The 23,658-nt window shown below is 66.9% G+C and carries 19 protein-coding genes and 1 other RNA gene; 14 read left to right on the top strand and 6 right to left on the bottom strand.

Going from position 1 to position 23,658, the window contains the following annotated elements:
* The first annotated feature begins 343 nt into the window (after positions 1-343).
* The 4 genes from DCO49_RS02120 to DCO49_RS02105 all read left to right on the top strand — a co-directional run bounded on the left by DCO49_RS02120 (position 344) and on the right by DCO49_RS02105 (position 7,699).
* Entirely contained in the window at positions 344-2,884 is a 2,541-nt protein-coding gene (locus DCO49_RS02120; protein ID WP_116862597.1) for a fimbria/pilus outer membrane usher protein, read from the top strand.
* Positions 2,885-2,918: 34 nt separating this feature from the next.
* Positions 2,919-3,428 carry a fimbrial protein gene (locus tag DCO49_RS02115; protein WP_116862596.1) on the top strand — a complete coding sequence of 170 codons (510 nt, stop codon included), beginning with the start codon at positions 2,919-2,921 and terminating at the stop codon, positions 3,426-3,428.
* A 62-nt stretch (positions 3,429-3,490) separates the two neighbouring features.
* The gene (locus DCO49_RS02110) at positions 3,491-4,492 is read left to right on the top strand and encodes a fimbrial protein (RefSeq protein WP_116862595.1); all 1,002 of its coding nucleotides are present in this window, start codon (positions 3,491-3,493) and stop codon (positions 4,490-4,492) included.
* A gap of 246 nt (positions 4,493-4,738) precedes the next feature.
* Positions 4,739-7,699, top strand: coding sequence for an autotransporter outer membrane beta-barrel domain-containing protein (locus DCO49_RS02105; RefSeq protein WP_116862594.1), 2,961 nt, complete (start codon positions 4,739-4,741; stop codon positions 7,697-7,699).
* A gap of 163 nt (positions 7,700-7,862) precedes the next feature.
* Here the strand turns inward: DCO49_RS02105 and DCO49_RS02100 are convergent, their stop codons facing one another.
* The 4 genes from DCO49_RS02100 to DCO49_RS02085 are packed head-to-tail and all read right to left on the bottom strand — an operon-like array spanning position 7,863 to position 11,914.
* Positions 7,863-9,248 carry an FAD-linked oxidase C-terminal domain-containing protein gene (locus tag DCO49_RS02100; RefSeq protein WP_116862593.1) on the bottom strand — a complete coding sequence of 462 codons (1,386 nt, stop codon included), beginning with the start codon at positions 9,246-9,248 and terminating at the stop codon, positions 7,863-7,865.
* Positions 9,245-9,835, bottom strand: a complete 591-nt coding sequence (locus DCO49_RS02095) for a metal-dependent hydrolase (RefSeq protein WP_116862592.1) — start codon at positions 9,833-9,835, stop codon at positions 9,245-9,247. Before DCO49_RS02095 ends, DCO49_RS02100 begins: the two co-directional genes overlap by 4 nt.
* The gene (locus tag DCO49_RS02090; protein WP_116862591.1) at positions 9,835-10,230 is read right to left on the bottom strand and encodes a YraN family protein; all 396 of its coding nucleotides are present in this window, start codon (positions 10,228-10,230) and stop codon (positions 9,835-9,837) included. The genes DCO49_RS02095 and DCO49_RS02090 overlap by 1 nt, the downstream gene beginning before the upstream one ends.
* Positions 10,193-11,914, bottom strand: coding sequence for a penicillin-binding protein activator (locus tag DCO49_RS02085; RefSeq protein ID WP_116862624.1), 1,722 nt, complete (start codon positions 11,912-11,914; stop codon positions 10,193-10,195). Before DCO49_RS02085 ends, DCO49_RS02090 begins: the two co-directional genes overlap by 38 nt.
* 81 nt (positions 11,915-11,995) lie before the next feature.
* Here DCO49_RS02085 and rsmI point away from each other — a divergent pair, with 81 nt between their 5' ends.
* The 3 genes from rsmI to rnpB all read left to right on the top strand — a co-directional run bounded on the left by rsmI (position 11,996) and on the right by rnpB (position 14,091).
* Positions 11,996-12,814 (top strand): 16S rRNA (cytidine(1402)-2'-O)-methyltransferase, encoded by an 819-nt coding sequence (gene rsmI, locus DCO49_RS02080; protein WP_116862590.1) that lies wholly within the window; start codon positions 11,996-11,998, stop codon positions 12,812-12,814.
* A gap of 439 nt (positions 12,815-13,253) precedes the next feature.
* Positions 13,254-13,592, top strand: a complete 339-nt coding sequence (locus tag DCO49_RS20095) for a DUF6058 family natural product biosynthesis protein (RefSeq protein WP_133249378.1) — start codon at positions 13,254-13,256, stop codon at positions 13,590-13,592.
* Positions 13,593-13,739: 147 nt separating this feature from the next.
* Positions 13,740-14,091: RNase P RNA component class A (rnpB, locus tag DCO49_RS02070), an RNA gene on the top strand.
* 86 nt (positions 14,092-14,177) lie between these two features.
* Here the strand turns inward: rnpB and DCO49_RS02065 are convergent.
* Positions 14,178-14,657, bottom strand: a complete 480-nt coding sequence (locus DCO49_RS02065; RefSeq protein ID WP_116862588.1) for a DM13 domain-containing protein — start codon at positions 14,655-14,657, stop codon at positions 14,178-14,180.
* Between the two features lie 309 nt (positions 14,658-14,966).
* Positions 14,967-15,779: an NRDE family protein gene (locus tag DCO49_RS02060; protein ID WP_116862587.1), complete on the bottom strand. Its 813-nt coding sequence runs from the start codon at positions 15,777-15,779 to the stop codon at positions 14,967-14,969.
* A gap of 323 nt (positions 15,780-16,102) precedes the next feature.
* On the opposite strand from DCO49_RS02060, the gene mraZ reads away from it, so the two are divergent.
* Genes mraZ through mraY form a run of 7 tightly spaced genes read left to right on the top strand, consistent with a single transcriptional unit; the run spans position 16,103 to position 23,658 of the window.
* Positions 16,103-16,549 carry a division/cell wall cluster transcriptional repressor MraZ gene (mraZ, locus tag DCO49_RS02055; RefSeq protein ID WP_004143635.1) on the top strand — a complete coding sequence of 149 codons (447 nt, stop codon included), beginning with the start codon at positions 16,103-16,105 and terminating at the stop codon, positions 16,547-16,549.
* 14 nt (positions 16,550-16,563) lie between these two features.
* Complete coding sequence (gene rsmH / locus DCO49_RS02050; RefSeq protein WP_116862586.1) at positions 16,564-17,532, top strand: 16S rRNA (cytosine(1402)-N(4))-methyltransferase RsmH; 969 nt, start codon at positions 16,564-16,566, stop codon at positions 17,530-17,532.
* Positions 17,529-17,792, top strand: coding sequence for a cell division protein FtsL (gene ftsL, locus DCO49_RS02045; protein ID WP_079220624.1), 264 nt, complete (start codon positions 17,529-17,531; stop codon positions 17,790-17,792). The genes rsmH and ftsL overlap by 4 nt, the downstream gene beginning before the upstream one ends.
* Positions 17,789-19,636 (top strand): penicillin-binding protein 2, encoded by a 1,848-nt coding sequence (locus DCO49_RS02040; RefSeq protein ID WP_108767747.1) that lies wholly within the window; start codon positions 17,789-17,791, stop codon positions 19,634-19,636. The genes ftsL and DCO49_RS02040 overlap by 4 nt, the downstream gene beginning before the upstream one ends.
* Positions 19,633-21,192: a UDP-N-acetylmuramoyl-L-alanyl-D-glutamate--2,6-diaminopimelate ligase gene (locus DCO49_RS02035; RefSeq protein WP_116862585.1), complete on the top strand. Its 1,560-nt coding sequence runs from the start codon at positions 19,633-19,635 to the stop codon at positions 21,190-21,192. The genes DCO49_RS02040 and DCO49_RS02035 overlap by 4 nt, the downstream gene beginning before the upstream one ends.
* On the top strand, positions 21,189-22,583 hold the full coding sequence (gene murF, locus DCO49_RS02030) for a UDP-N-acetylmuramoyl-tripeptide--D-alanyl-D-alanine ligase (RefSeq protein ID WP_116862584.1): 1,395 nt from the start codon (positions 21,189-21,191) through the stop codon (positions 22,581-22,583). Before DCO49_RS02035 ends, murF begins: the two co-directional genes overlap by 4 nt.
* Positions 22,573-23,658, top strand: coding sequence for a phospho-N-acetylmuramoyl-pentapeptide-transferase (mraY, locus tag DCO49_RS02025; protein WP_079220628.1), 1,086 nt, complete (start codon positions 22,573-22,575; stop codon positions 23,656-23,658). Before murF ends, mraY begins: the two co-directional genes overlap by 11 nt.

Raw genomic sequence — 23,658 nt, 5'->3', positions numbered from 1 at the left:
CGGCCATGCCCAGGAAGAACATGCAACTAGTTGCAAGGCGTTTGTCTGATCCCGCAAACGATGTTATGGGTAAAGTGCCCGTTCAGGGATTGGCGCGCTGGGGTTGAAACAGGGCGCCATCGGGGCCGCGTGGCGGGTGCGGGCGCGCTGTCCGGGTGAGTTCAGATCCAAATGACAAGCGTGAATGTCGCTGAAATGGAGGGTGCGATGAGAGCCGCGCGCTTCAGTAGCGGGTTGATGCTTTGCAACAAATTGCATGGGAGGACGGGGTAGCGCTGGCTACGCTTCGGCCCAATTCGACGACGAGCGATGTCGGCTTCGACCGCATCGAACAAGCTTCGCCATGCAAAAGCGCCCTGGCCATCATTGCAGACAGCATAGGTTCATCAGCCGCCCGCTGGAGACGGCCATCGCCCTTGCCATGGCGATGATGCTCAGCAGCTACGCCCGTGCTGATGCCGGCGAGCCGCTGCAATTCAGTGAAGGCTTCCTGATTGGTGGCAAAGCCATCGACATGCAGCGCTATGCGCAGGGCAACCCGATGGAGCCGGGCGTCTATCCGCTGGACGTGGTGGTGAACGGGCAGTTCCTCGAGAACCGCGACATCCGCTTTGTCCAGGCGCCAGCACCGCTGGGGGCCTCCCCGTGCCTGCCGGTGGCCCTGTTGCGGCGGTTGAATCTGAAAGACAGCTACCTGGCCGATCTGGATGCAGGTGACGAGGCATGCATTGAACTGCCCGCGCTCGTCGAAGGTGCCACCGTGGAGTTTGACGTGGGAAACCTGCAGCTGCTGGTGAACGTGCCGCAGGCCGCACAGGCGCGCAATGCACGCGGTTACGTGGCGCCGGACCAGCGCGACTACGGTGTCACCGCGGGGTTCTTCGACTACAACATCAATCACAACCGTGCCCAAGGCCAGACCGCGACCTATCTGGGCTTGAATACCGGCGTGAACCTGGGCGCCTGGCGGCTGCGCCATCGCGCGTCCTTCAGCCACACCGATTACGGCACCCGCCACGATGTGATCAACAGTTACCTGCAACGCGACCTTCCGGCCTGGAACAGCCAGCTGCTGCTGGGCCAGGGCAATACCGGGGGCGAGCTGTTTGAATCACTGTCGTTCACCGGTGCGCGCGTAGCCAGCGATGAACGCATGCTGCCCGACTCGCTGCGCGGCTTTGCGCCGGTGGTGCAGGGTATTGCTGAAGGCAATGCCTTGGTGACCATCCGTCAGAACGGCAACATCATCCACGAGGTGAGCGTTGCAGCGGGGCCGTTCTCCATCGAAGACCTGTATCCCACCAACTTCGGTGGCGATCTGGAGGTCACCGTTACCGAAGCCGACGGCCGCACCCAGCGCTTCACCGTGAACTTCTCGGCCGTGCCGCAGGCGCTGCGCCCTGGCGCCAGCCGCTTCAGTGCCACTGCGGGTGAGCTGCGCGATGCGCATGGCGAGCGCGAGTCGCTGCGTTTTGCCGAAGGCACCTACGCGCGTGGCATCAGTAACCACTTCACCGTACTGGGCGGCGTGCAGGTTGCCGAAGATTTCCAGGCCGCCGTGTTCGGGGGCGCAGTCAATACGCCGATCGGTGCATTCGGTGCCGACGTGACCCATTCACGCGCACGGCTGGGCAACGGCGATCAAGTGACCGGCAACAGCTTCCGGGTGAATTACCAGCGCTACGTCACGGCCACCGGTACCAACTTCGGGCTGGCTGCGCACCGCTACAGCACGCGCGGCTACATGACCCTGAACGACGTTGCGCTGTCACGCAGTGACGACTGGGGCCACAGCGGCCGCGCGCGCCAGCGCTTCCAGGTGAATTTCTCGCAGCGCCTGGGCGAGCGCAGCAGCCTTTCGCTCAGTGGCGGCCATGTGCGCTACTGGGGCGATTCTCCGCAGCAGAACGACCTGCAGCTGCGCTTCCAGAGCAGCATCGGCCGCGCCACCTACAGCCTGTCGGCGATGCGCTACCTGCTGAATGATGGCCGTCAGGACACCCGCTATACCGCCAGTGTGAGCATTCCGCTGGGCACCGCGCCGCGCGCCCCGCGCCTGAGCACGCAGCTGGCCCATTCTGCCCGTGGCGAACAGGGCCAGCTGGGCCTGAGCGGCACCCTGGGCGAATCGCAGCAGCTCAGCTACAGCGTGGGCGCCAGTGACGGCACCGATGGCCAGCGCAGCACCAGCGCGTATGCCACCTACCACGGTGGCCACGGCACCCTGACCGCCGGCTACAGCCGTTCGGGCGACTACAGCGCCGTGAACGCCAGCGCCGCCGGCAGCGTGGTGCTGCACCGCGATGGCATCAATTTCGGCGCGCCCGTGGGCGATGGTTTCGCCCTGATCCAGGCCGACGGCGCGCAGGGCGCACGCATCGGTTACGGCGATGAGGTGCGTATCGGCCGCAATGGCTACGCGCTGCTGCCGCACGTCAGCCCGTACCGCTGGAACCAGATCGAACTGGACCCGTCCGGCCTGCCCATGGACGTCGAGCTGCTGCAGACCTCGCAGCGGGTCGCACCCACCGCGGGCAGCATCGTGCGCGTGGCGTTCAATGCCAAGCGCGAACGCACGCTGTTCATCGATGCCACCGATGCGCTCGGCCAGCCGCTGCCCTTCGCCGCCCGCGTTGAGGATGAAAGCGGTCGCGCTTACGGCGCCGTTGGTCAGGGCGGGGTGATCCAGCTGCGTGGCGCCCCCGAGCAGGGCGGGTTGATTGTCGACCCCGAGGGCCCGAACCGATGCCGCCTGCAGTACACCACCCCCGACGCGCCCGACGCCTATGGGCTGTCGTGGAGCCAAGCGGTGTGCACGCCGCTGCCGCCGCCCAGCCCCGGCCTGCAGGCCGCGCTGGATGCCGTAACCGAGTCAACACGCTGATTACTTCCCTTCATTTTTCACCTTGGAGCATCCCATGAACCTGATCAACCGCCTCACCCTGTCCACTGTGCTGCTGGCCGCCGCGCCGCTGGCCCTGGCCGACAGCGCCACCCTGACCATCACCGGCCGCGTGCTGCCCGGCACCTGCACGCTGGCCGACGCGCAGATTTCCTTGGACGATGTCAAAGCCAGTGACCTGACCCCCGGGCAGGACAGCCAGATCAAGGCCGGCGCGCTGGAGTTCACCGGCTGCGTAGGCGTCAGCAAGGCGGTGCTGTCGTTCGCCGGCACCGCGGCCGATGGCGATGCAGAGCGCTGGAAGAACACCGCTGCCACCGACGCGGCCGACGGTGTGTCGATTTCGCTGCTGTCGGGCACCACCGGCAACACCTATCTGAAGGACGGTGACACCGGCATCGATGTGCCGGTGACCGGCGCCACCGCGCGCTATGACCTGCGGGCGGCGTACCACGCACCGACCGGTTCTTCGCTGAGTGCCGGTGAGGTGTCCACTGAGATCGTGGTGACGGCTGACTACGAGTGAGTGATGGCCGCGCGCGCGAAGTGCGCCGGCCACTGACCATCTGCTGAAATGGAGATCGTTGTATGTCTATCCCTGTCCGCATCTCATCTACCGGCATATCGACGCGCATGTCGCTTCCCGCGAAACTGTTCACTTCGCTGGCACTCCTGCTATCCGCTGGTGCCGTGGTTGCCTGTGAGCAGTACTCAGCGAAACCGGACGTGCTGCTCGACACCGTCTATACGTCTGCTCCGACTGGGCCGAATGTCTTCATGGCTGAGGAGAGAGGTCGCGTCGCCTATAGAAAATGCTCATTGCCCGGCGGCATCGTATCGGTCTTCGTGCGCCTGGACGTTCCTGGGTTGACCTATGCTGGGGACATCCAATACCAAGGGCGGACCTACGCGTCCTATGTCACGTCGCATGACTCGGCTCTACTGGCATTTGACGCTTTTTCGAATTTCAATGATCGCAAGCCGCTTCGCTTGGATGAAGAACTGGAGCTGCAGTATCAGACTTTCGCCGGAGACGGCCTGCAGAACACCATCAACTACACGGCGCTGGTCTTCTCGCGCGGCGGGCGCATGCGCACGTCCAGCGTGCGGACCGGGCAGGTGTCGCTGCGATCGCCGGCACACCCTGAGCTTGATGTGACATCCCCTTACTATCTTGCTCCCCAGTTCCCGGCCGTCACCTGTCCGTTGCTGGATGTCTCGGAAACGCTTCAGGATGTCCAATGGGCAGAGTTGCCCACGCCGGGCAGCACTGCCAAGGAGAAGCCGGTGGCGGTCCGCCTGAGTTGCGGCACGGATGCACCGCGGGCGCAGATCACCCTGACCGATGCGGGTGACCCGACCAACTCGGGAAGCCAACTGACGCCCACGGCTGATTCAGATGCCAGAGGTGTGCGAGTGCAGCTCCTGCAAGCAGGTAATGAAGTGAACTTCGGACGTATCTGGGATTTCGAGCCGGGTGTTGGCGGAACGCAGGACATTGCATTCACCGCTCGCTACATCCGGACCGATGAGCCGTTGACGCCTGGTGTAATCAAGGGGGAGGCGGTGCTCAACGTCGATTACTGGTGATGTCGCGTGCCGGTTCGTCTGTGCAGCGAAGCAACGCTGACCCTCGACCATCGTTGAGTAGCATCCTTGCGCATGTAGCAAGAGGTCATCGTCGAGCGGGTCGCAGGCGGTACGCGGTGGTAGTTGCTTCACGAAAATTAATGTCGCATGTGCCGTGCAATGTCGTATTCAACAATGCAACTAATTGAATGGTGGGCGTTCAACGCGACATCCACCATGCCGGTCTCGACAAAGGAGACCTTGAACATGCGATCCCACCACCTCCATTACTCGGCGTTGGCTCTGGCCCTCGCCGCCGCGCTTGCCGCCGCAATTCCTGCCCGTGCACTCGCACAGCAGGTCATCGCCGACGGTGATGGGCAGACCCCTGCAGCAGGTGATTACAGCGCAACCGGCGTGGGCAATCATGCCTTCCATGCGCTCAACGGCGGCAGCATCGTGCCGTTGGGTGCGGTCAACGTGAGTGCGGATGGCGACGGTGCATCTGCGGCCCGTGCCGAAGGCGCTGGCAGCCGTATCGAACTGAACGGCTCGACCTTGGTCACCACCGGCTTCGGTGCCACCACGGCACTGGCGACGACCGGCGGTGAGCTGAATCTGACGGCTACCGACGTGATCAACAAGGGGACCGGGATGGGCGTTGTGGCCCATACCGGGAGCCAGGCCACGCTGCAGGGCGTGAACATCCGCATGGAGGGCGTGTCGTCAGTTGGTCTCTCCGGCGGCGGTGACATCACGATGACCGGTGGCTCGATCTCGGCAATGGGGCTGGGGAGCCGGGCGGTGTCGGCCACCGGAGCGATCATGAGCCTGACCGGCGTTGAGATTGAGGGTGCGTCCGGCATCTGGCTGGCCGATAACAACCAGCTCGACCTTGCGGGGAGCACCGTGAGGGCCAGCGGCATCGCGCTGGACATCAATGGCCGCGGCAATGCAGTCACTGTGGTGGACTCCAGCTTCCATAGCACCGGCGATGGGACGGGAACCGTCAAGATGTTCTCCGATTCAACGTTGGCGATGGCACGCGGTTCCGTCATCAGCGAGGGTGATCGCGCTGTCGGCATCGATGTGCGAACCGGTACCGTGGATCTGGACCACGTAACGGTGACCACGTCCGGTGAGAGCAGCCACGGCCTGTATGCCGATTTCACTGGCATCGGCGCCGGCCCGATCATCACTGCGCGTGCGGCCCAGGTTCACACTACGGGCGCGGGTGCGATTGGTGCGGTTGCGCGCCAGGGCGGCAGCATCCATCTGGACGACAGCCTCATCCGTACCGAAGGCCAGCAGGCCCATGGTGTGCTGACCGGTGGCAGCGGAGGGATGACGTTGACCGGGACCGATGTCCGTACCGAGGGTGAGGGCGCATGGGCCGCCGTCATCAATGACAACGGCAGCCTGGGCATCGATGGTAGTTCCCTGATGAGCGCCCAGCATGGCGGTGTCTGGGTACGCAGCAGCCGTGACCTTGGTTTGACGCTGTCCAACAACGCTTACGTATCCGGTGGCAACGGCATCGCCATCGCGCTGGATGCGGCGGTGGCCGGTCGCTTCGACGTGGTCGTCCAGGGGGGCTCGCAGATGGTCGGCGATATCGTCATCACGCCCGAAGACGAGGATGCCGGTCTGGTGCCGCGGTCCGATGTACACGTGCGCCTGGCAGACGGATCGCTGTGGCAGGGGTCTTCCGGCCTGGTGCAGACCATGGCGATTGAAAGCGGTAGTCAGTGGACACTGACCAGCGACGCCACGGTGGGCGAGCTGGATGTGCGCAACAGCGGCGTGGCGTTGTCCGATGGCAGTGGCCGCTTCAACACGCTCACCGTGGAGGGCGACCTGCACAGCGAAGGCGCCACGTTCCTGTTCCAGGGCGCATTGGGGGGCGATGACAGCGCCTTTGATCGCCTGCATGTGCGTGGCGATACGTCGGGCGATGCAAGCATCGCGGTGAAGAATATTGGCGGCGTTGGCGCTCAGACCACCGATGGCATCCAGCTGATCGAAGTGGACGGTGCATCGCTGGCAACCTATGCGCTGGCCGGCCGCGCCGTGGGCGGCTCCTATGAGTACTTCCTGTTCAAGGGGGGCGTGACTGATCCCACCGATGGCAACTGGTATCTGCGTTCGCAATGGTTTGATGTCTGCAAGGACAATCCGGCCGCGCCGGGCTGTGTGGTGGACCCGGTTGATCCGGTTGACCCCATCGATCCGGTTGACCCGGTTGACCCGGTTGACCCCGTGGACCCCGTGGACCCCGTGGACCCCGTGGATCCTGTGGACCCGGTGCCGGTGCTGCGTCCCGAAGCCGGGGCGTACCTGGCCAACCAGTCGGCAGCCATCAACATGTTTTCCCATCGCCTGAACGACCGCATCGGTGCCGTTTCGCTGGATGAAGGGCGTGCCGCGTGGGCGCGCGTGGGCCGGCAGCAGGCGGACTTCAGCGCGGTCGGTGGTCAGCTGTCGATTGATGGCAACACCTCGGTGCTGCAGATCGGCAGTGATCTGGTTCGCCGAGGCAATGCAGCGTTCGGCGTGATGCTGGGCACGGGGCGCGCTGACAGCAGTGCAGTGTCCGATCTGACCGGTTACAGCGCCAAGGGTCGGGTGCGCGGCAGCGCGGTGGGCGTGTACGGCACCTGGTTGCAGGTCGCTGACGGCACGCAGGGTGCGTACATGGATGCAAACCTGCAGCACGGCCGTTTCAATAACCGGGTGCAGGGCATCGGCCTGGAGCCGGAGCACTACGATTCGCGCATGACCAGTGCGTCGCTGGAGGCCGGCTACACCTTCAATGTGTGGCAGGGCGCTTCCAGTGCGCTGTATGTGCAGCCTCAGCTGCAGCTGTCCCATGTCAACTATCGTGGTGATCGACACGTGGAAACGAACGGCACGGTGATTGACCACGCCGATGTCGGTGGTCTGAGCGGGCGCCTGGGCGTGCGTGTATTCGGCCATGGCACTGCGCCCGGCAACACTGTGCAGCCGTACCTGGGCGTGAACTGGCTGCGCGGCAGCGGTACCAGTACGTTGCAGTTCAACGGTGACACGCTGGGCGCGGATGTGCCGCGCAACCGCTACGAGGTACAGGCCGGCGCGGAGCTGAAGCTGGGCCAGCGCTGGGGCGCATGGGGTGGGATGACCGTGCAGCGCGGCGACCATGGCTATCGCAACGTGGGTGGCCAGGTGGGCCTGCGCATGGCCTGGTAAGCGACAGTGCCGGGGTCGCCACGCGGACCTCTGGTGAGCCGAGCCCATGCTCGGCTCACCGCGCGAAGCGCGGGTGCATCGTGATCTGGACGGAGAGCAGCCGAGCGTGGGCTCGGCTCTACAGGTGCACGCCTTGGTAGCGCCGGTTTATGCCCGGCGCGCATCACACCGGTGGCAACACCTTGCCCGGGTTGAGAATGCCGTCCGGATCGAGCGCGGCCTTGATCGCGCGCATCGTCGCCAGCGTGGCCGGGGTGAATGCCTGCGCCATGAAATCGCGCTTGGCCAGGCCGATGCCGTGTTCGCCCGACAACGTGCCGCCCAACGCCAGCGTCAGTTCGAAGATCTTCGGCAGCGCCGCATGTGCACGTGCGTTCTCGTCGGCGTCTTCGGGGTGGTAGAGGATGTTGACGTGCAGGTTGCCGTTGCCGGCGTGGCCGAAGGTGACGATGGTGAGCGCGTAGTCACGCGCCAAGGCCTGCACGCCAGATACGAGTTCCGGAATGCGCGACACCGGCACCACCACGTCTTCGTTGATCTTGCCCGGCGCAACGCTGCGCAGCGCCGGCGACAGCGCCTTGCGCGCGGCCCACAGCTGGTCGCGGGCGCGGCCTTCCATCGCCACGTCCAGCTCGATCATGCCTTCACCTTCGGCGGCGCTGGCCAGCGCCTGCAGCAGGTAGGGCAGGGTGTCGTGGGCGCCATCGGCCTCGACCAGCAGCATCGCGCCAGCCTCGGGTACTTCGGCACCATTGAGGCGCAACAGCTCCAGGCTGCGCGCGTCCATGAATTCCAGTCGCGTGGGTACCACCGGTTGCGACATCAGGCGCGACACCGCTGCAGCGGCCGCATCGGCATCGCGGTACAGCACGCGCAGTCCGGCCTGGCTGACCGGCAGCGGGGTCAGCTTGAGGATGGCCTCCACGATCAGTGCCAGCGTGCCTTCGCTGCCCACCAGCAGGTGGGTGAGGTCGTAGCCGGTGGCATCCTTGGTGTAAGCGCCGCCGCAGCGGATCACTTCACCGGTGCCGGTGACCGCCACCAGGCCCAGCACGTTGTCGCGGCTGGTACCGTACTTCACCGCACGTGGGCCACCGGCGTTGCAGGCCAGGTTGCCGCCGATGCTGCAGATCTCGGCACTTGATGGGTCCGGTGCCCAGAACAGGCCGTGCGGCGCCAGCGCCTGCTGCAGCGTGCCGTTCAACACGCCCGGCTGCACCACGGCGCAGCGGTCGCCGGCGCGGATCTCGACGATGCGGTCCATGCGGGTGAACGACAGCACGATGCTGCCCGGCTGCGGTACCGCCGCGCCGGTGGTGCCGGTGCCGGCGCCGCGAGCGACCAGTGCGACGCCCTGTGCACGGCACGCGCGCACCAGCGCCTGTACCTGTTCGATGCTGGCGGGCAGCGCGACGGCGGCAGGACGTTGATGACGCCAGGAATTGTCCTGCGCGTTTGCCTCCAGTGCGTTGTCATCCATGCGCCAGCCCTCCGTGCCCAGCAGGGCGGACAGTTCGGCAACGAGGGCGGTAGGCAGGGCAGTACTCATGAGGGTTCCCGGGGAACGGCAGGGGCAGGTTGGATCAGTTTCCAGGCGACAACGGCGCCGGCCAGCGGCAGCCACACCCAGCGCAGCTCGGACAGCAGCGTGGCCACGCCGCGTGCACTGAAGAACTGAGGAGCGAAGGGCGAGACGCGGATCGGCCGCCACGGCGCGAAGAAGCGATGCTCACTCCACGGCCAGGCCAGGGCAACGCCCAGACCACCGGAGGTCATCGCATCGAGCAGCGGATGGCTGGCCGAGCAGATGAAGACGAACACCGCGGCCTGCACGGTGGATGTCGTAGATGCCAACCTTGGTTGGCTCGAAACCGCCGACCAAGGTCGGCGACTACCAAAGAACGCCAGCACCGCCGCCAACGCGGCCAGCACGCCGGCAAACAACAACGAATGGCTGGCGCCGCGGTGCCCGAACGCATCGGCATAGCGAATATGCAGGGCAAACGCCAGCACATCGGCGTCGGGCAGCATCGCGGCAATCACGCCGGCGGCCAGCACGCGCGGCGGAATGCGGCCGCGGTCAGCGGCACACCACAGCGCCAGTGGCACGGCGGCATGGGTGATGATCGAAGGCATCAGCAGTCATCCAACCGGAACGCATCACGCAGCCAACGCAGCTGCGGCGGATCGCCGGTAGCCTCAACCACATCAAAGCGGCAGGGCGCATCGGCCAGCGCAGGGTGCTCCTGCAGGTACAGCAGCGCGGCATGGGCCAGGCGCCGGCATTTGCGCGCATCCACCGAGGCCGCGCCGCCACCGAAATCCGCGCGTGCGCGATAACGCACCTCCACGAACACCACGGTGCCCGCGTCGTCCATCACCAGGTCCAGTTCACCGCCGCGGTAGCGCACGTTGCGTGCGCGCGGCTGCAACCCGGCCTGTTGCAGGTGCTGCTCGGCGGCGGCTTCCACCGCCGAGCCCCGTTGCAGGTGCTCAGCGACCACCGACGATCGGCATCGTGCGGCCACCACTGAAGGTGGACCACGCCGGCTGGCGCAGGATGTTGCCGTTGCTGTCCAGGTACAGCGTGCCGGTGGCGCCATCGAGGCCGCCCTCGTTCGACAGCTTTTCCAGGTAGGCGCTGATCTTCCACGCATCGGCACCGAAGGCGAACAGGCGGCCGGCGGCACCGCGCGCGCTGGGCAGGGTCTGGCCCACCTGCGCGGCCGACGGCAGGCCGGACACGCTGCGCACGTTCCAGGCTTCGTTCGGGTAGATGATGCCGTCCAGCGCCACGTCTTCCTCGACCTTGCCGCTGCCGGTGGTCAGCTGGCTGGTGCCGACGCGCGTTGCGCCACCGGCACCGGCCAGGGCCAGCTGCGGTGCCAGCAGGCGCGCCTGCGGGGCACGAACGGCCAGGAACACGGCATCGATCTGGCCGGCATTGCGCACCTGTGCGCTGATATCACCCACCGCGTCAACGACGGCGACCGTGGCGGCCACCTGGCCGCCGCGCTGGGCGAAACGCTGCGCAAATGCGGCCGCGGCGCGGCGGCCGGTGTCGTCGTTGCTGCTGACGACCAGGGCGCGGTTGCGCTCGCGGCCACGCAGGTATTCGGCGGCCACGATGCCATCGTCTTCCGGCGCCAGCGAGAAACCAGCGCTGCCCGCCGGCGGCGCATCCTTGCCGCGGTTCAGGGCCAGCACCGGCACCTGCAGCGGCTGGCGGCCGTACACCGCGTCCACTTCATCACGGCCCAGCGGGCCGACCACGAAGTCGACGCCGGACGCCACGGCCTTGTCATACGCGGCCAGCGCACCGGCCGGGGTTCCGGCGGTATCGAAGAAGTTGATCTCCGGGCGGCGGCGGCTTTCGCCGTAATAGGCAGCCAGCAGGCCATCGCGCACCGGCTGCGCGGCGGTGGCCAGGCGGCCGCTCAGCGGCAGCAGCACGGCCATCTTCGCCGGCGGACGGTAGCCATCGCTCATCGCCGGCGGGCGCTTGCTGGTATCGAACTGGGCGGCGCCGTCGCGGTCGAACGGGCGCGGCAGCGGCAGGCCGCGGGCGATCAGCGCACGGCCGGCGAAGTTGTACAGCGGGTCATTGGCCGGCAGCGCGGCGGCGCGGCTGCGCAGGGTAGCGTCGTCCAGCGTGCCGAGCAGGCCGGAAATGGCGGCCTGGTTCTCGCTGCGGGCGGTACCGGCCAGGCTGGCATGGGCACGGGCGCGTTCGGCGGCGGCAGCGAAGCTGTCACCGCTGGCCTGCAGTGCCTCGGCACGGGCCAGGTGCCAGCGCGTGCGCAGGCCGGGGTGCACGTTGTCACCCGCGTCCTTCAGCAGGACCAGCACTTGTGCAGGCTGCTTGTCGGCCAGAGCCAGCTCGGCGCTGGTCAGCTGGAAGCGCTGCAGGCTGGCGCCGGAGAGCTGGCGAGCGGTCAGCTGGCCCAGCAGGCTGCGTGCGCGGGCGCTGTCACCGGCGAGGTGCCAGGCCCAGGCCGCATCGGCCAGGGTGTTGCTGCGGGCACCGCCACGCAGGGTGGCGGCCTGCGCCTCCAGCTGCAGGGCAGCGTCGCGCGGCTTGCCTTGTTCGATCAGCGCCAGCGCCTGGCTCTGGGCCGGCGATTCGGGGGCGCTGGTGAGGCTGGTGGTGGCACAACCAGCCAGGAGCATCAGCGACAATGACAGGGCGGAGATGCGTGCGGCGGGCTTGTTCATGATCGGGTCCATGCGATGAGGGCAGCGGCCTTGGCCAGGTACACGCTAGGATTCTACCCTTGCCCCGTGAGTACCGCTGAAATGAGTGTGCCAACCCTGTATGTCGTCGCCACGCCGATCGGCAACCTGGCCGATCTGAGCCCGCGCGCGCAGGAGGTGCTGCGCTCGGTGGCCGCCATCTGTGCCGAAGACACCCGCCGCAGCGGCCAGCTGCTGTCCCATTTCGGCATCCAGCAGCCGCTGGTGGCCCTGCACGAGCACAACGAAGAGGCCCTGTCGCAGCGCCTGGTGGCGCGTCTGCAGGCCGGCGAGTCGCTGGCCCTGGTCAGCGATGCCGGCACGCCGCTGGTCAGCGACCCCGGGTTCCGCCTGGTCCGCGCCGCGCGCTCGGCCGGCATCAAGGTCAGTCCCATCCCCGGCGCCTGCGCGGCCATCGCCGCGCTCAGCGTGGCCGGCCTGCCCAGCGACCGCTTCAGTTTCGAGGGTTTCCTGCCGGCCAAGGCCAGCGGCCGCCGCGACCGCCTGCAGGCGCTGGCCGGCGAAGTACGGACGATGGTGTTCTATGAATCCTCGCACCGCATCGTCGAATCGCTGGCGGACATGTCGGCGATCTTCGGCGCCGAGCGCCCGGCGGTGCTGGCGCGCGAGCTGACCAAGCTGTTCGAGACCGTGCTGGACGGTGATCTGGCCGGCCTGCTGGCCAAGGTCGAGGCCGACGAGAACCAGCGCAAGGGCGAGTTCGTGGTGATGGTGCAGGGCGCCGGCGATGATGCCGAGGCGCAGCTGGCGCACGGCCGCCACGTCTACGCCAAGCTGAGCGAGCACCTGCCGCCGTCCACGGCCGCCAAGCTGGCCGCCGAGCTGACCGGCGCCCCGCGCAAGGCGTTGTACGGCAGCTGACCGGTAGCGCCGGGCCATGCCCGGCGAGCGCCCGGCGCGGCATGCGGAAAGGCACGGATCCCCGCTGATGTCGCAATCAACATCGACGAACGATCCGCGCCTGACCGCACGAGCCCGGCAGTCCTGGGCATCATCGGACGTCCTGCAGGGCGAGGTTGAGAACAGTCCGGCACGTGCGGATACTCCCGCTCCCGAAGCGTGTTGGCACGGTGACCTGGTCGCCGAGGCCTCTGACGTGAGCGAAGTCCGTGGATCGGCGCCCGTGATGCCCACGCGCCCCTGACGCGTCCGATCTGCGGTTTTCGGCGTCATTCCCATCAGTGAACACCTTGCCGGCGAGTACTTCCGTACCGATTGCGCACGCTGGACGCGCATTGCCGACAGCGCGTCACCTGGGGATGAGCGGGCGGCCGTGGCGGCCGTTCTCCTGCAGGAGCTCGTGGACTACCTGGCGGGCGAACTTGGGGATGCCGACCGGGCGCACGCAAAGGCTGAACTGCTGCTCCCGCACTTCTTCAACGGCACCTTCGGCCTGTGTATTGCAGATCCGTCCACTGGTGCCGGTATTGCCCGAAAGGAGCTGCTCCAGGAACGACTTGTTGCACTCCTCAGTGATGAACAGGCGCCTCTCAGTGCACGTGTCGACACGCAGGCGCTGCTGGCAGTGATCGACGACTACGCGCACGCATCGATGCCATTTTCGCCTGTCGAGTACGATCGCAGCAGCCGAAAGCGATTGGTGGATGATCTTCGCCGGGAGTTGTGTAAGCCATCCTGAGGGACCTGCGCAGGGGCGACATTGACCGTGGGGCGGGGGATGGTGCGCGGGTAGGGCCGGTAGATCCGCGCCATGCATGAACGGACGCGCCGTTCGCCGCGATCAACCGGGCAGGATGGCCGCGCGTAAGCTAGAATGCGCGTTGGCGGAGCCGGCCAGACAGTCGCGTCATCCTTTCGGGGGTGCCGAGGAAAGTCCGGGCTCCATAGGGCAAGGTGCCAGGTAACGCCTGGGCGGCGCAAGCCGACGGAAAGTGCAACAGAAAGATACCGCCTACGTCTTCCTCGGAAGGCCGGTAAGGGTGAAATGGTGCGGTAAGAGCGCACCGCGAGTCTGGCAACAGACCGGCACGGCAAACCCCACCTGGAGCAAGACCAAATAGGGATCCATTGGCGCGGCCCGCGTTGGATCCGGGTAGGTTGCTTGAGCGTTGCGGCGACGTAACGCCTAGAGGAATGACTGTCCACGACAGAACCCGGCTTATCGGCCGGCTCCGCCTCCTCTCTCGTCGTCTCCGCACGTGGCCCGACCACGGCTGCGGGGTCGGATCCCTTTCCGCGGGAAAGGGCTCCGACCCCATCCCGTTCAGCGTGGCGTGCGGTACTGGCCGGCGGAAATGAACTGCGCGAAGCGTTCGCACCACACCACGACCGTGGTGAACTCGTCCACATCCACGGTGGGTGGCACATCCACCAGGAAGCGGTTGAAAGTCTTCACTTCGCCAATGCGCATGGACGTGGCACGGATGCGCTCGAAGTCGGCTTCGGTTTCCACGAATTCCTTGGTCAGATACACCTTGTAGTCCGGCCCGGGCGCAATCTTGCCCTCGAACGCGATCTGGCTGCGGCTGACAGTCACCTTGCCTTCGGCCCAGTGCAAGGCGTCGCTGCCTTTCAGATTGCGCTTGAAGATGCTGCTGTACGCCGCATCGGCCATGGCCGCCTGCACCTGCTCGTGCGGCGGGTCATCGGGTGCAGTCAGGATGGGCAGGAAGTAGACGCCCAGGCCGAAGCCAAGGCCGAGGGTCAGCAGGTGGGTAAGGGTGAGTATCAGTGTCCGGTGCATGCGTTCGGCTCATTCAGAGGGGTGGGGCGCCGGCAAGGGCGCTCTGCATGCTGAACGGGTAGCGGCGGGACAGCTGATATATGGAATGAACGGCCCGATCCGCACCTCGCGGACCTGACGCGATTCCCTCAGTCGTTGCGCGGGATGTGAGTGTGGTAAGCGCTTCTGAGCGCTGGCGAAGCGGTGTTCCGGCCCCATGTGGATGTGAGGGGGGGGCAAGGAGCGTGCAGATCACGACAAGCTGCTGCGTAGCGTCGAGCTTGCTCGACGGAACCAGACAGTGGAGCAAGTTCCACTCTACGGAGAGCTTCAGTCGGGCAAGCCCGAATTTACCTGGAAGGAGACGTGGCCTTCGCCCAGGAACACGCCCTGCGCACCAAACCGGCGCTCGTACATCTCACCGTGGCCATCGTGGCCGATCAGCAGCACGGTGCTGGCGCGGGTGCCGTAATCATCGCCGCGGATGAAGGCCGGGCTCAGCCAACGCTCGCGTTCCAGGCCGATGCCGGTGTCGGGCAGGTCGCCGTCGGCGGGGCGGTGTTCGTCGGCCAGGGCATTCCACAGCGGGGTCAGGTCTGGGGTCAGAGCCCTTTCGCTTTGCGAAAGAGATCCGACCCCGTCGGCGTCCAGCCAGGTCGAGAGCGCGGCCATCAGCCTGCGGGTCTTCGGCCAAGGCGCGTCCAGCGCGCCGTTGGACATGCCGTGCACGCCCGGTCCCAGCGTCTGGCGCTCGGCCGGATGGTTGCCCAGGTACTCAAGGCTGTCGCCATCGGCCAACAACAGGTTGAACGGGGCATACGCGGCGGCGATGCCGGCCAGCCGGTCGATGTGCACGGCGGCCGGTTCGCGGCCGCGCAGGAAATCGGCCACCAGCGCGCCGCGCGAAGGGCCGGCCTGAGCGGCGAGCGGATCACGCACGTTGGTGACCACGGCCATGCGCCCATCAGCCCCCGCGCCAGCCCAGCCACCGCCCGAACGCAGGTCGCGCCCACCGATGATGGACGGCTCGTCCTGCCAGGGGGCCAGGGCCGCCGTCGGGCGGGCGTGGAACTCATCGCGGTTGCCGGTCATCACCAGTCGCCAGCGCGGGTGACGTAACCAGCCAAGAGCAAGCAGGCACATGGCGTCATTGTGCCCGGTCTGCGCAATCCGACGCCGCTTTCAGCCCGTTCTGGATGAATGCGCAGGCCATGTTTCACGCCGTCTCCACACCCCTGAACTTCTGTTCAATCTCAAAAATTGAGACGGATCAGCAACTTGTGGATAAGCCTTGAACAATTCTCTAAACATTGCTGCAAGCCATTGATGTGGCTGGCGATTTCCCCGCTGAAAAGTTGTTGACAACCCTAGGGCCGCTGCTAAGGTGGGCATCAGAGGGAAATCCGGGTGTTTTGTGGGTTTTCGTGGTTCAATGTTTCACCGGGCGAAGGAAAGGTGCACGCGTCGTGTTCCAGGGCGAGACGGCCATCACAGTTGACGATAAAGGACGCATGGCGGTTCCCACCGCCTACCGCGACCTCGTCGCGCGTGCCAGCAACAACCGTCTTGTTTTGACCTACAACCCGTTCGAAGCCGGCTGCCTGTGGCTGTATGCCGAGTCGGAATGGGAGCGGGTCCGCGACGACGTGATGTCCAAGCCCAACACCCAGCGCGTCGTGCGCCTGTTGCAGCAGAAGCTGGTCGGTTCGGCCGCCCATCTCGAGCTCGACGGCAACGGTCGTATCAGCATTCCCGCCAGCCACCGCGGTGCGGTGGGCATTGAAAAAAAGGCGGTATTGCTCGGTATGGGCGACAAATTCGAATTGTGGAGCGAGCAGGCGCATCGTGCCCTGATCCAGCAGACATTGTCTGACGAGGATCTGGGTGATGGGTTGCTCGACCTGAAGTTGTGAGCCGGGGTGCCCGGATGCGCCCAGAAGCGCAGACCGGTCACCTTCCGGTGTCGCAGTCGCCGGCGGTGCACCTGCCGGTCCTGTACACCCAGGTCATTGACGGCCTGAGGGTGATCGAAAACGGACGTTATCTGGATGGCACGTTCGGTCGTGGCGGTCATGCACGCGGGGTGCTTACCCAGTTGGGCCCGGAGGGGCGCCTGCTGGTCATGGACAAGGATCCGGAAGCCATCGCTGTGGCCGAGCGCGATTTCGCGCCGGACCCGCGCGTGTCCATCTTCCGTGGCAGCTTCGCCCAGCTGCTGCAGTGGGATGCGACGGCCGAAGGCCTGGATGGCGTGCTGTTCGACCTCGGCGTGTCCTCGCCGCAGCTGGACGTGGCCGCGCGTGGTTTCAGCTTCGGCAAGGACGGCCCGCTGGACATGCGCATGGACCCGGACAGCGGCGAGAGCGCGGCGCAGTGGATCAACCGCGTCGAAGACCACGAGATCGCCGACGTGCTGTGGACCTACGGCGAAGAGCGGCAGAGCCGCCGCATCGCCCGTGCCATCGTCGCCCGCCGCGAGAAGCAGCCGTTCACCCGCACTGGCGAACTGGCGGAGCTGATCGCTTCGGTGATGCCGCGTGGAAAAGACAAGATCCACCCGGCCACACGCAGCTTCCAGGCCATCCGCATCCACATCAACCGCGAGCTGGCCGATCTGGAAGCCGGGCTCGATGCGGCCGTGGAACGGCTCAAGCCGGGCGGTCGCCTGGCGGTGATCAGCTTCCATTCGCTGGAAGACCGCATCGTCAAGCAGTACATGAACCGCCTGGCCAAGGCGCCGCCGGCCAACCGCCGCCTGCCCGAGGCCGTGGCGTTCGTTCCGACCCTGGACCTGATCGGCGGTGCCATCAAGGCCACCGACGAAGAACTGGCCGCCAACCCGCGTGCCCGCAGCGCCGTGCTGCGCGTGGCACAGAAGCGGGAGGCCGATGCATGAGCCGGCTGCTGCTGATCATCCTGTTGGCCTGCACCGTGGCCTCGGCGATCGGCGTCGTGTTCGTGCGTCACCGTCATCGGCAGACGTTCATCGAGCTGTCGCGTGCCGAGCGCACGCGTGATGACATCAACCTGGAGTTCGGCCGCCTGCAGCTGGAACAGGCCACCCTGGCCGAAGCCAACCGCGTCGACCGCGTGGCCCGCGAGAAGCTGGGCATGAAGTTCCCCGAAGCCGCCGACGTGGTGGTGGTGCGCCCATGAGCAAGACCGGCCGCAACCGCCCGCGCAACGCCTTCAACCTGCGCCAGCGCCTGCGCTGGGTCGCGCTGGCGCTCGGCCTGTGCTCGGTGTCGCTGGTCGGTCGCGCGGCCTACGTGCAGATCATCAACAGCGATTTCTACCAGCGCCAGGGTGAGGCACGTTACCTGCGCGAGCTGCCGATCAAGACCTCTCGCGGCATGATCACCGACCGCAACGGCGAGCCGCTGGCGGTGTCGACCCCGGTCGCGTCGATCTGGGTGAACCCGCAGGACCTGCTGCGTGCGCCGGACCGCATCCCCGAGCTGGCCCAGGCGGTCGGCATGTCGGTGGACGAGCTGAGCAGCCGCCTGTCGCAGAAGTCGGACAAGGAATTCATGTACCTGCGTCGCCGGATCAATCCGGACGACGCGGAGAAAGTGGTCGCGCTGAAGATTCCGGGCGTGGCCGCGCAGCGCGAGTTCCGCCGTTTCTACCCGCAGGGTGAGGCGATGGCGCACGTGCTGGGCTTCACCAACATCGATGACCGCGGCCAGGAAGGGCTGGAGCTGGCCTTCGACGAATGGCTGCGCGGCAAGGCCGGCGCCAAGCGGGTGATCCGCAACCGCAAGGGCGAAACGGTGGAGAGCGACCTGCTGCGCGCCGCCGAGCCGGGCAAGGACCTGACCCTCAGCATCGACCGCCGTATCCAGTACCTGGCCTTCAAGGAACTGCGCAACGCGCTGGTGGCCAACAAGGCGGCCGGCGGTTCGATGGTGATCATGGACGTGGCCACCGGCGAGATCCTCGCCATGGTCAACCTGCCGACCTACAACCCGAATTCGCTGAATGGTGCAGTGCCGGACACGCGCCGCAACCGCGCCGTGACCGACCTGGTCGAGCCGGGTTCGACGATGAAGCCGCTGACCATCGCCACCGCGCTGCAGTCCGGTGCGGTGACCAAGGACACCATCATCGATACCAACCCGGGCTACATGCAGGTGGCCCGCTTCACCATCCGCGACGTGCCGCGCAACAACGGCGTGCTCAACGTCACCGGCGTGATCACCCGCAGTTCGAACATCGGCGCAGCCAAGATCGCTGCGAAGATGACCGACCAGACCTTCTACGACGGTGTGCGCCGCTTCGGCTACGGCTCGGTGCCGCACAGCGGTTTCCCCGGTGAATCCGGTGGCGTGGTGCGCCGCCCCGGCAACTGGGATGGCGCCACCAAGACCACCATGTCCTACGGCTACGGCCTGAACGTGACGCCGCTGCAGATCGCCACCGCGTACTCGGCGCTGGCCAACGGCGGCAAGCTGATCGCCCCGACCTTCGTCAAGGGCCAGCGCAACGAAGGCAAGCAGATCATCGACGAGAACGTGGCCAAGGAAGTCGTGGCCATGATGGAGACGGTGGTGACGCAGGGCGGCGCCAAGCAGGCAGCCGTGCTGGGCTACCACGTGGCCGGCAAGACCGGTACCGCGCGCAAGGCCGGCCCCGGCGGTTACGAGCGTGGCCACTACAACTCGCTGTTCGCCGGCGTGGTGCCCGCCACCAACCCGCGCTTCGCCACCGTCATCGTCATCAACGACCCGCAGGGCGGCAAGTTCTACGGCGGCCTGGTGTCGGCGCCGGTGTACCACAACGTGATGGAAGGCACCCTGCGCCTGATGGACGTCCCGCTGGACGACCTGCAGTCGTGGCTGGCTGCCCAGCAGTCCGGAAAGATGGGGCATTCGGCCTCCATCCTGCCGGCGCCGCCGGCCGAGGCCGCGTTGCCGGCCGATGCCGCCGCCGAATTCGACGCCGCGCTGCCCAGCGCGCAGAACCATGTGCCGGCCCCGCCCGCGGGAGGCACGCAATGAGTCCTTCGATGTTGCTTTCGCAGTTGCTTCCGGACGTTGCCCTGGCGGGCAACGATCCCGTTCTGACCGGCCTGGTGCTGGACAGCCGTGCCGTGCGCCCCGGCAATGCCTTCGTCGCCATTGCCGGTTTCGGCGCGCATGGCCTGGGCTTTGTCGAGCAGGCGCGCGCGGCCGGTGCCAGCGCCATCCTGTTCGAGCCGCCGGCCCCGGCCGAGCTGCCGGCGCCGGCCGATGCCATCGCCGTGCCGGGCCTGCGCGCACGCCTCGGCGCCATGGCCGACCAGTTCCATGGTGCGCCCTCGCGTGCGATGACGATGGTGGGCGTGACCGGTACCAACGGCAAAACCTCCACCGTGCAGCTGCTGGCCCAGGCCTGGCACCTCCTCGGTACGCCCAGTGGCAGTATCGGCACGTTGGGCGCCGGACTTTATGGTGCGGTCGAGCCGACCGGCTTCACCACCCCGCTGGTGCTGCAGATGCATGCGCTGCTGGCGCAGCTGCGCAACGACGGCGCACGTGCGGTGGCGATGGAAGTCAGCTCGCACGCGCTGGACCAGGGCCGCGTGGACGCCGTGCACTACGACGTGGCGGTGTTCACCAACCTCACCCGCGATCACCTGGATTACCACGGTGACATGGCCAGCTACGGCGCGGCCAAGGCACGCCTGTTCCACCGCCCGGGCCTGAAGGCCGCAGTGGTGAACCTCGATGATGCCTTCGGTCGTGAACTGTTCGCAGGCCTGCCGGCCAGCGTGCAGGCCATCGGCCTGAGCTCGCGCGGTGCCGCCGGTGCCAGCGTGCGTGCCGAAGGCCTGCAGCTGGATGGCCGCGGCATCGGTTTCGAACTGGTCATCGACGGCGCGCGCGCTGCGGTGCAGTCGCCGCTGCTGGGTCGCTTCAACGTGGACAACCTGCTGGCCGTGGCCGGCAGCCTGCATGCACTGGGCGAATCGATCGAGCGCATCGCCGGAGTGCTGTCGGCACTGCAGCCGATCCGCGGGCGCATGAACCGCCTCGGTGGCGAAGACGGCCTGCCCACCGTGGTGGTCGACTACGCACACACCCCGGATGCGCTGGAACAGGCCCTTGAAAGCCTGCACGGCCACCTGCAGGGCACGCTGTACTGCGTGTTCGGCTGCGGTGGCGAGCGCGATACCGGCAAGCGTCCGCAGATGGCCGCCATCGCCGAACGCCTGGCCAACCAGGTCATCGTCACCGACGACAACCCGCGCGGCGAAGACGGCGACGTGATCGTGGCCGACATCCTCGCCGGCTTCGCTGGGCATGGAAGCCCGAGCGGGGCGGTCGCAGGACGCGAAGGAGCACCGCGCGACCTGGCACACGTGACCGTGCAGCGCAGCCGCGCGCGTGCGATCGGCCTGGCGGTGAAGCGCGCCGGTGCGGGCGACATCATCCTGATCGCCGGCAAGGGCCACGAGCCCTACCAGGAGGTCAACGGCGTGCGCCACGACTTCGACGACACCGAAGTGTCGGCTGCCGCGCTGGCTGCCAAGGCCGGTGTGCTGGCAGCACAGGCAGGGGAGGGCATCGCATGAAGCGCACCCTGCTTTCGCTGATCGCGCACTGGGCCGGTGGCGAGATCCACGGCGATGACGTGGCCATCGATGCGGTCAGCAATGACACCCGCAGCCTGGGCGCCGGCACCCTGTACGTGGCCCTGCGCGGCGAGCGTTTCGACGGCCATGATTTCGCCGCCGATGCGCAGGCGCGCGGTGCCAGCGCGCTGCTGGTCGAGCGCCTGCTGCCACTGGACGTGCCGCAGGTGCTGGTAGCCGACAGCGAACTGGCCCTGGCCAGGATTGCCGCCGGCATGCAGCGCGACCGCGACACCGAGGTGTTCGCGATCACCGGCAGCAACGGCAAGACCAGCGTCAAGAGCCTGCTGCTGGCGATCCTGCAGCAGGTGGCCGAGCACGCACACAAGGTGGTCTACGCCAACCCGGGCAACCGCAACAACGAGATCGGCCTGCCGCTGGCGGTGATCGATGCCCCGGAAGATGCCGACTACGCCGTCTACGAGATGGGCGCCGGCAAGCCGGGCGACATCGCCTACCTGACCGATATCGCCCGCCCGCGTTATGCGCTGGTCAACAACATCGCTCCGGCGCACCTGGAACGCATGGGCAGCCTGCTCGGCGTGGCGGTGACCAAGGGCGCGATCTATGCCGCGCTGCCGGCCGATGGCGTGGCCGTCATCAATGTCGACGATGCCTACGGCCGCTGGTTCGAACAGCATTTCGTCGGTACCCCGGCACGTTGCCGGGTACTGCGTTACGGCCTGGACCACAGCGCCGATGTCACCGCGCGCGACATCCGCGCCGGTGCGCAGGGCAGCCAGTTCACCCTGGTCGCGCCGCAGGGCGAGGTCCGCATCGCGCTTGGCCTGCCGGGCCGGCACAACGTCAGCAACGCGCTGGCCGCGGCCAGCCTGGCGCTGGGCGCCGGCATCGACCTGGCCCTGGTGGCCTCGGGCCTGGCCGCGGCACAGCCGGTACCGGGCCGCCAGATCGCCCACCAGCTGCGCAATGGCGCGGTGCTGGTGGACGACAGCTACAACGCCAACCCCGGTTCGCTGGCCGCCGCCATCGATGCCCTGGCCGCCGCCCCGGAAGAGGGCTGGCTGGTGCTGGGCGACATGCGCGAGCTGGGCCCGGACGCCGAAGCCCTGCACGCGCAGGCCGGCATCCGCGCACGTGCCGCCGGCCTCAAGCGCCTGTACGCACTGGGCCCGCTCAGTGCCGCCGCTGCCACCGCCTTCGGCGAAGGCGGCCGTCATTTCGCCACCCATGACGCGCTGTCGCAGGCGCTGAAGGACGAGCTGCACGCCGGCGTGCGCTGCCTGGTCAAGGGTTCCCGTGGCAGCGCCATGGACACGATTGTCAAAGCGCTGCTGGCGCAAGGAGAGGAATCCCCGCATGTTGTATGAACTGGCTCGATGGTTGCAGCAGTTGGAGAGCCTGTTCGGGCTGTTCAACTACCAGACGTTCCGCGCCATCCTTGCCGCGTTGACGGCGCTGTTCCTGTCGCTGTGGCTGGGCCCGGCGGTGATCCGCCGTCTTGCCCAGTTCAAGGGCGGCCAGCCGATCCGTACCGACGGCCCGCAGACCCACTTCGTCAAGGCCGGCACGCCCACCATGGGCGGTTCGCTGATCCTGCTCACCGTCACCCTGTCGGTGCTGATGTGGGCCGACCTGCGCAACCGCTACGTGTGGCTGGTGCTGGCCGTGATGCTGTGCTTCGGTGCCATCGGCTGGTACGACGACTGGATCAAGATCGTGCGCCGCGACCCGAACGGCCTGGCCTCGCGCTGGAAGTACCTGCTGCAGTCGATCTTCGGCCTGGCCGCAGGCATCTTCCTGCTGCAGACCGCCGACGTGCCGGCCGCGCTGACCTTCTACATCCCGATGTTCAAGTCGATCGCGCTGCCGCTGGCCGGCATCAGCTTCGTGGCCATCGCCTACTTCTGGATCGTCGGCTTCTCCAACGCGGTCAACCTGACCGACGGCCTGGACGGCCTGGCGATCATGCCCACCGTGCTGGTGGCCTGCGGCCTGGGCGTGTTCGCGTACGCCTCGGGCAACGTGGTGTTCGCCAACTATCTGCAGATCCCGCAGATACCCGGTGCCGGTGAGCTGGTCATCATCTGCGCAGCCATCGCCGGCGCGGGCCTCGGCTTCCTGTGGTTCAACACCTACCCCGCCATGGTCTTCATGGGCGACATCGGCGCACTGGCGCTGGGCGCGGTGCTGGGCACGATCGCGGTCATCACCCGCCAGGAGCTGGTGCTGGTGATCATGGGCGGCGTGTTCGTCATCGAAACGCTGTCGGTGATGATCCAGGTGGCCTCGTTCAAGCTGACCGGCAAGCGCGTGTTCCGCATGGCGCCGATCCACCACCACTTCGAGCTGAAGGGCTGGCCGGAGCCGCGCGTGATCGTGCGCTTCTGGATCATCTCGGTCGTGCTCGTGCTGATCGGCCTTGCCACCCTGAAGGTGCGCTGA

The organism is Stenotrophomonas sp. SPM, assembly GCF_003105135.1.
In the GTDB taxonomy this organism is placed as follows: domain Bacteria; phylum Pseudomonadota; class Gammaproteobacteria; order Xanthomonadales; family Xanthomonadaceae; genus Stenotrophomonas.
This window is presented reverse-complemented; position numbering and strand designations above follow the sequence as displayed.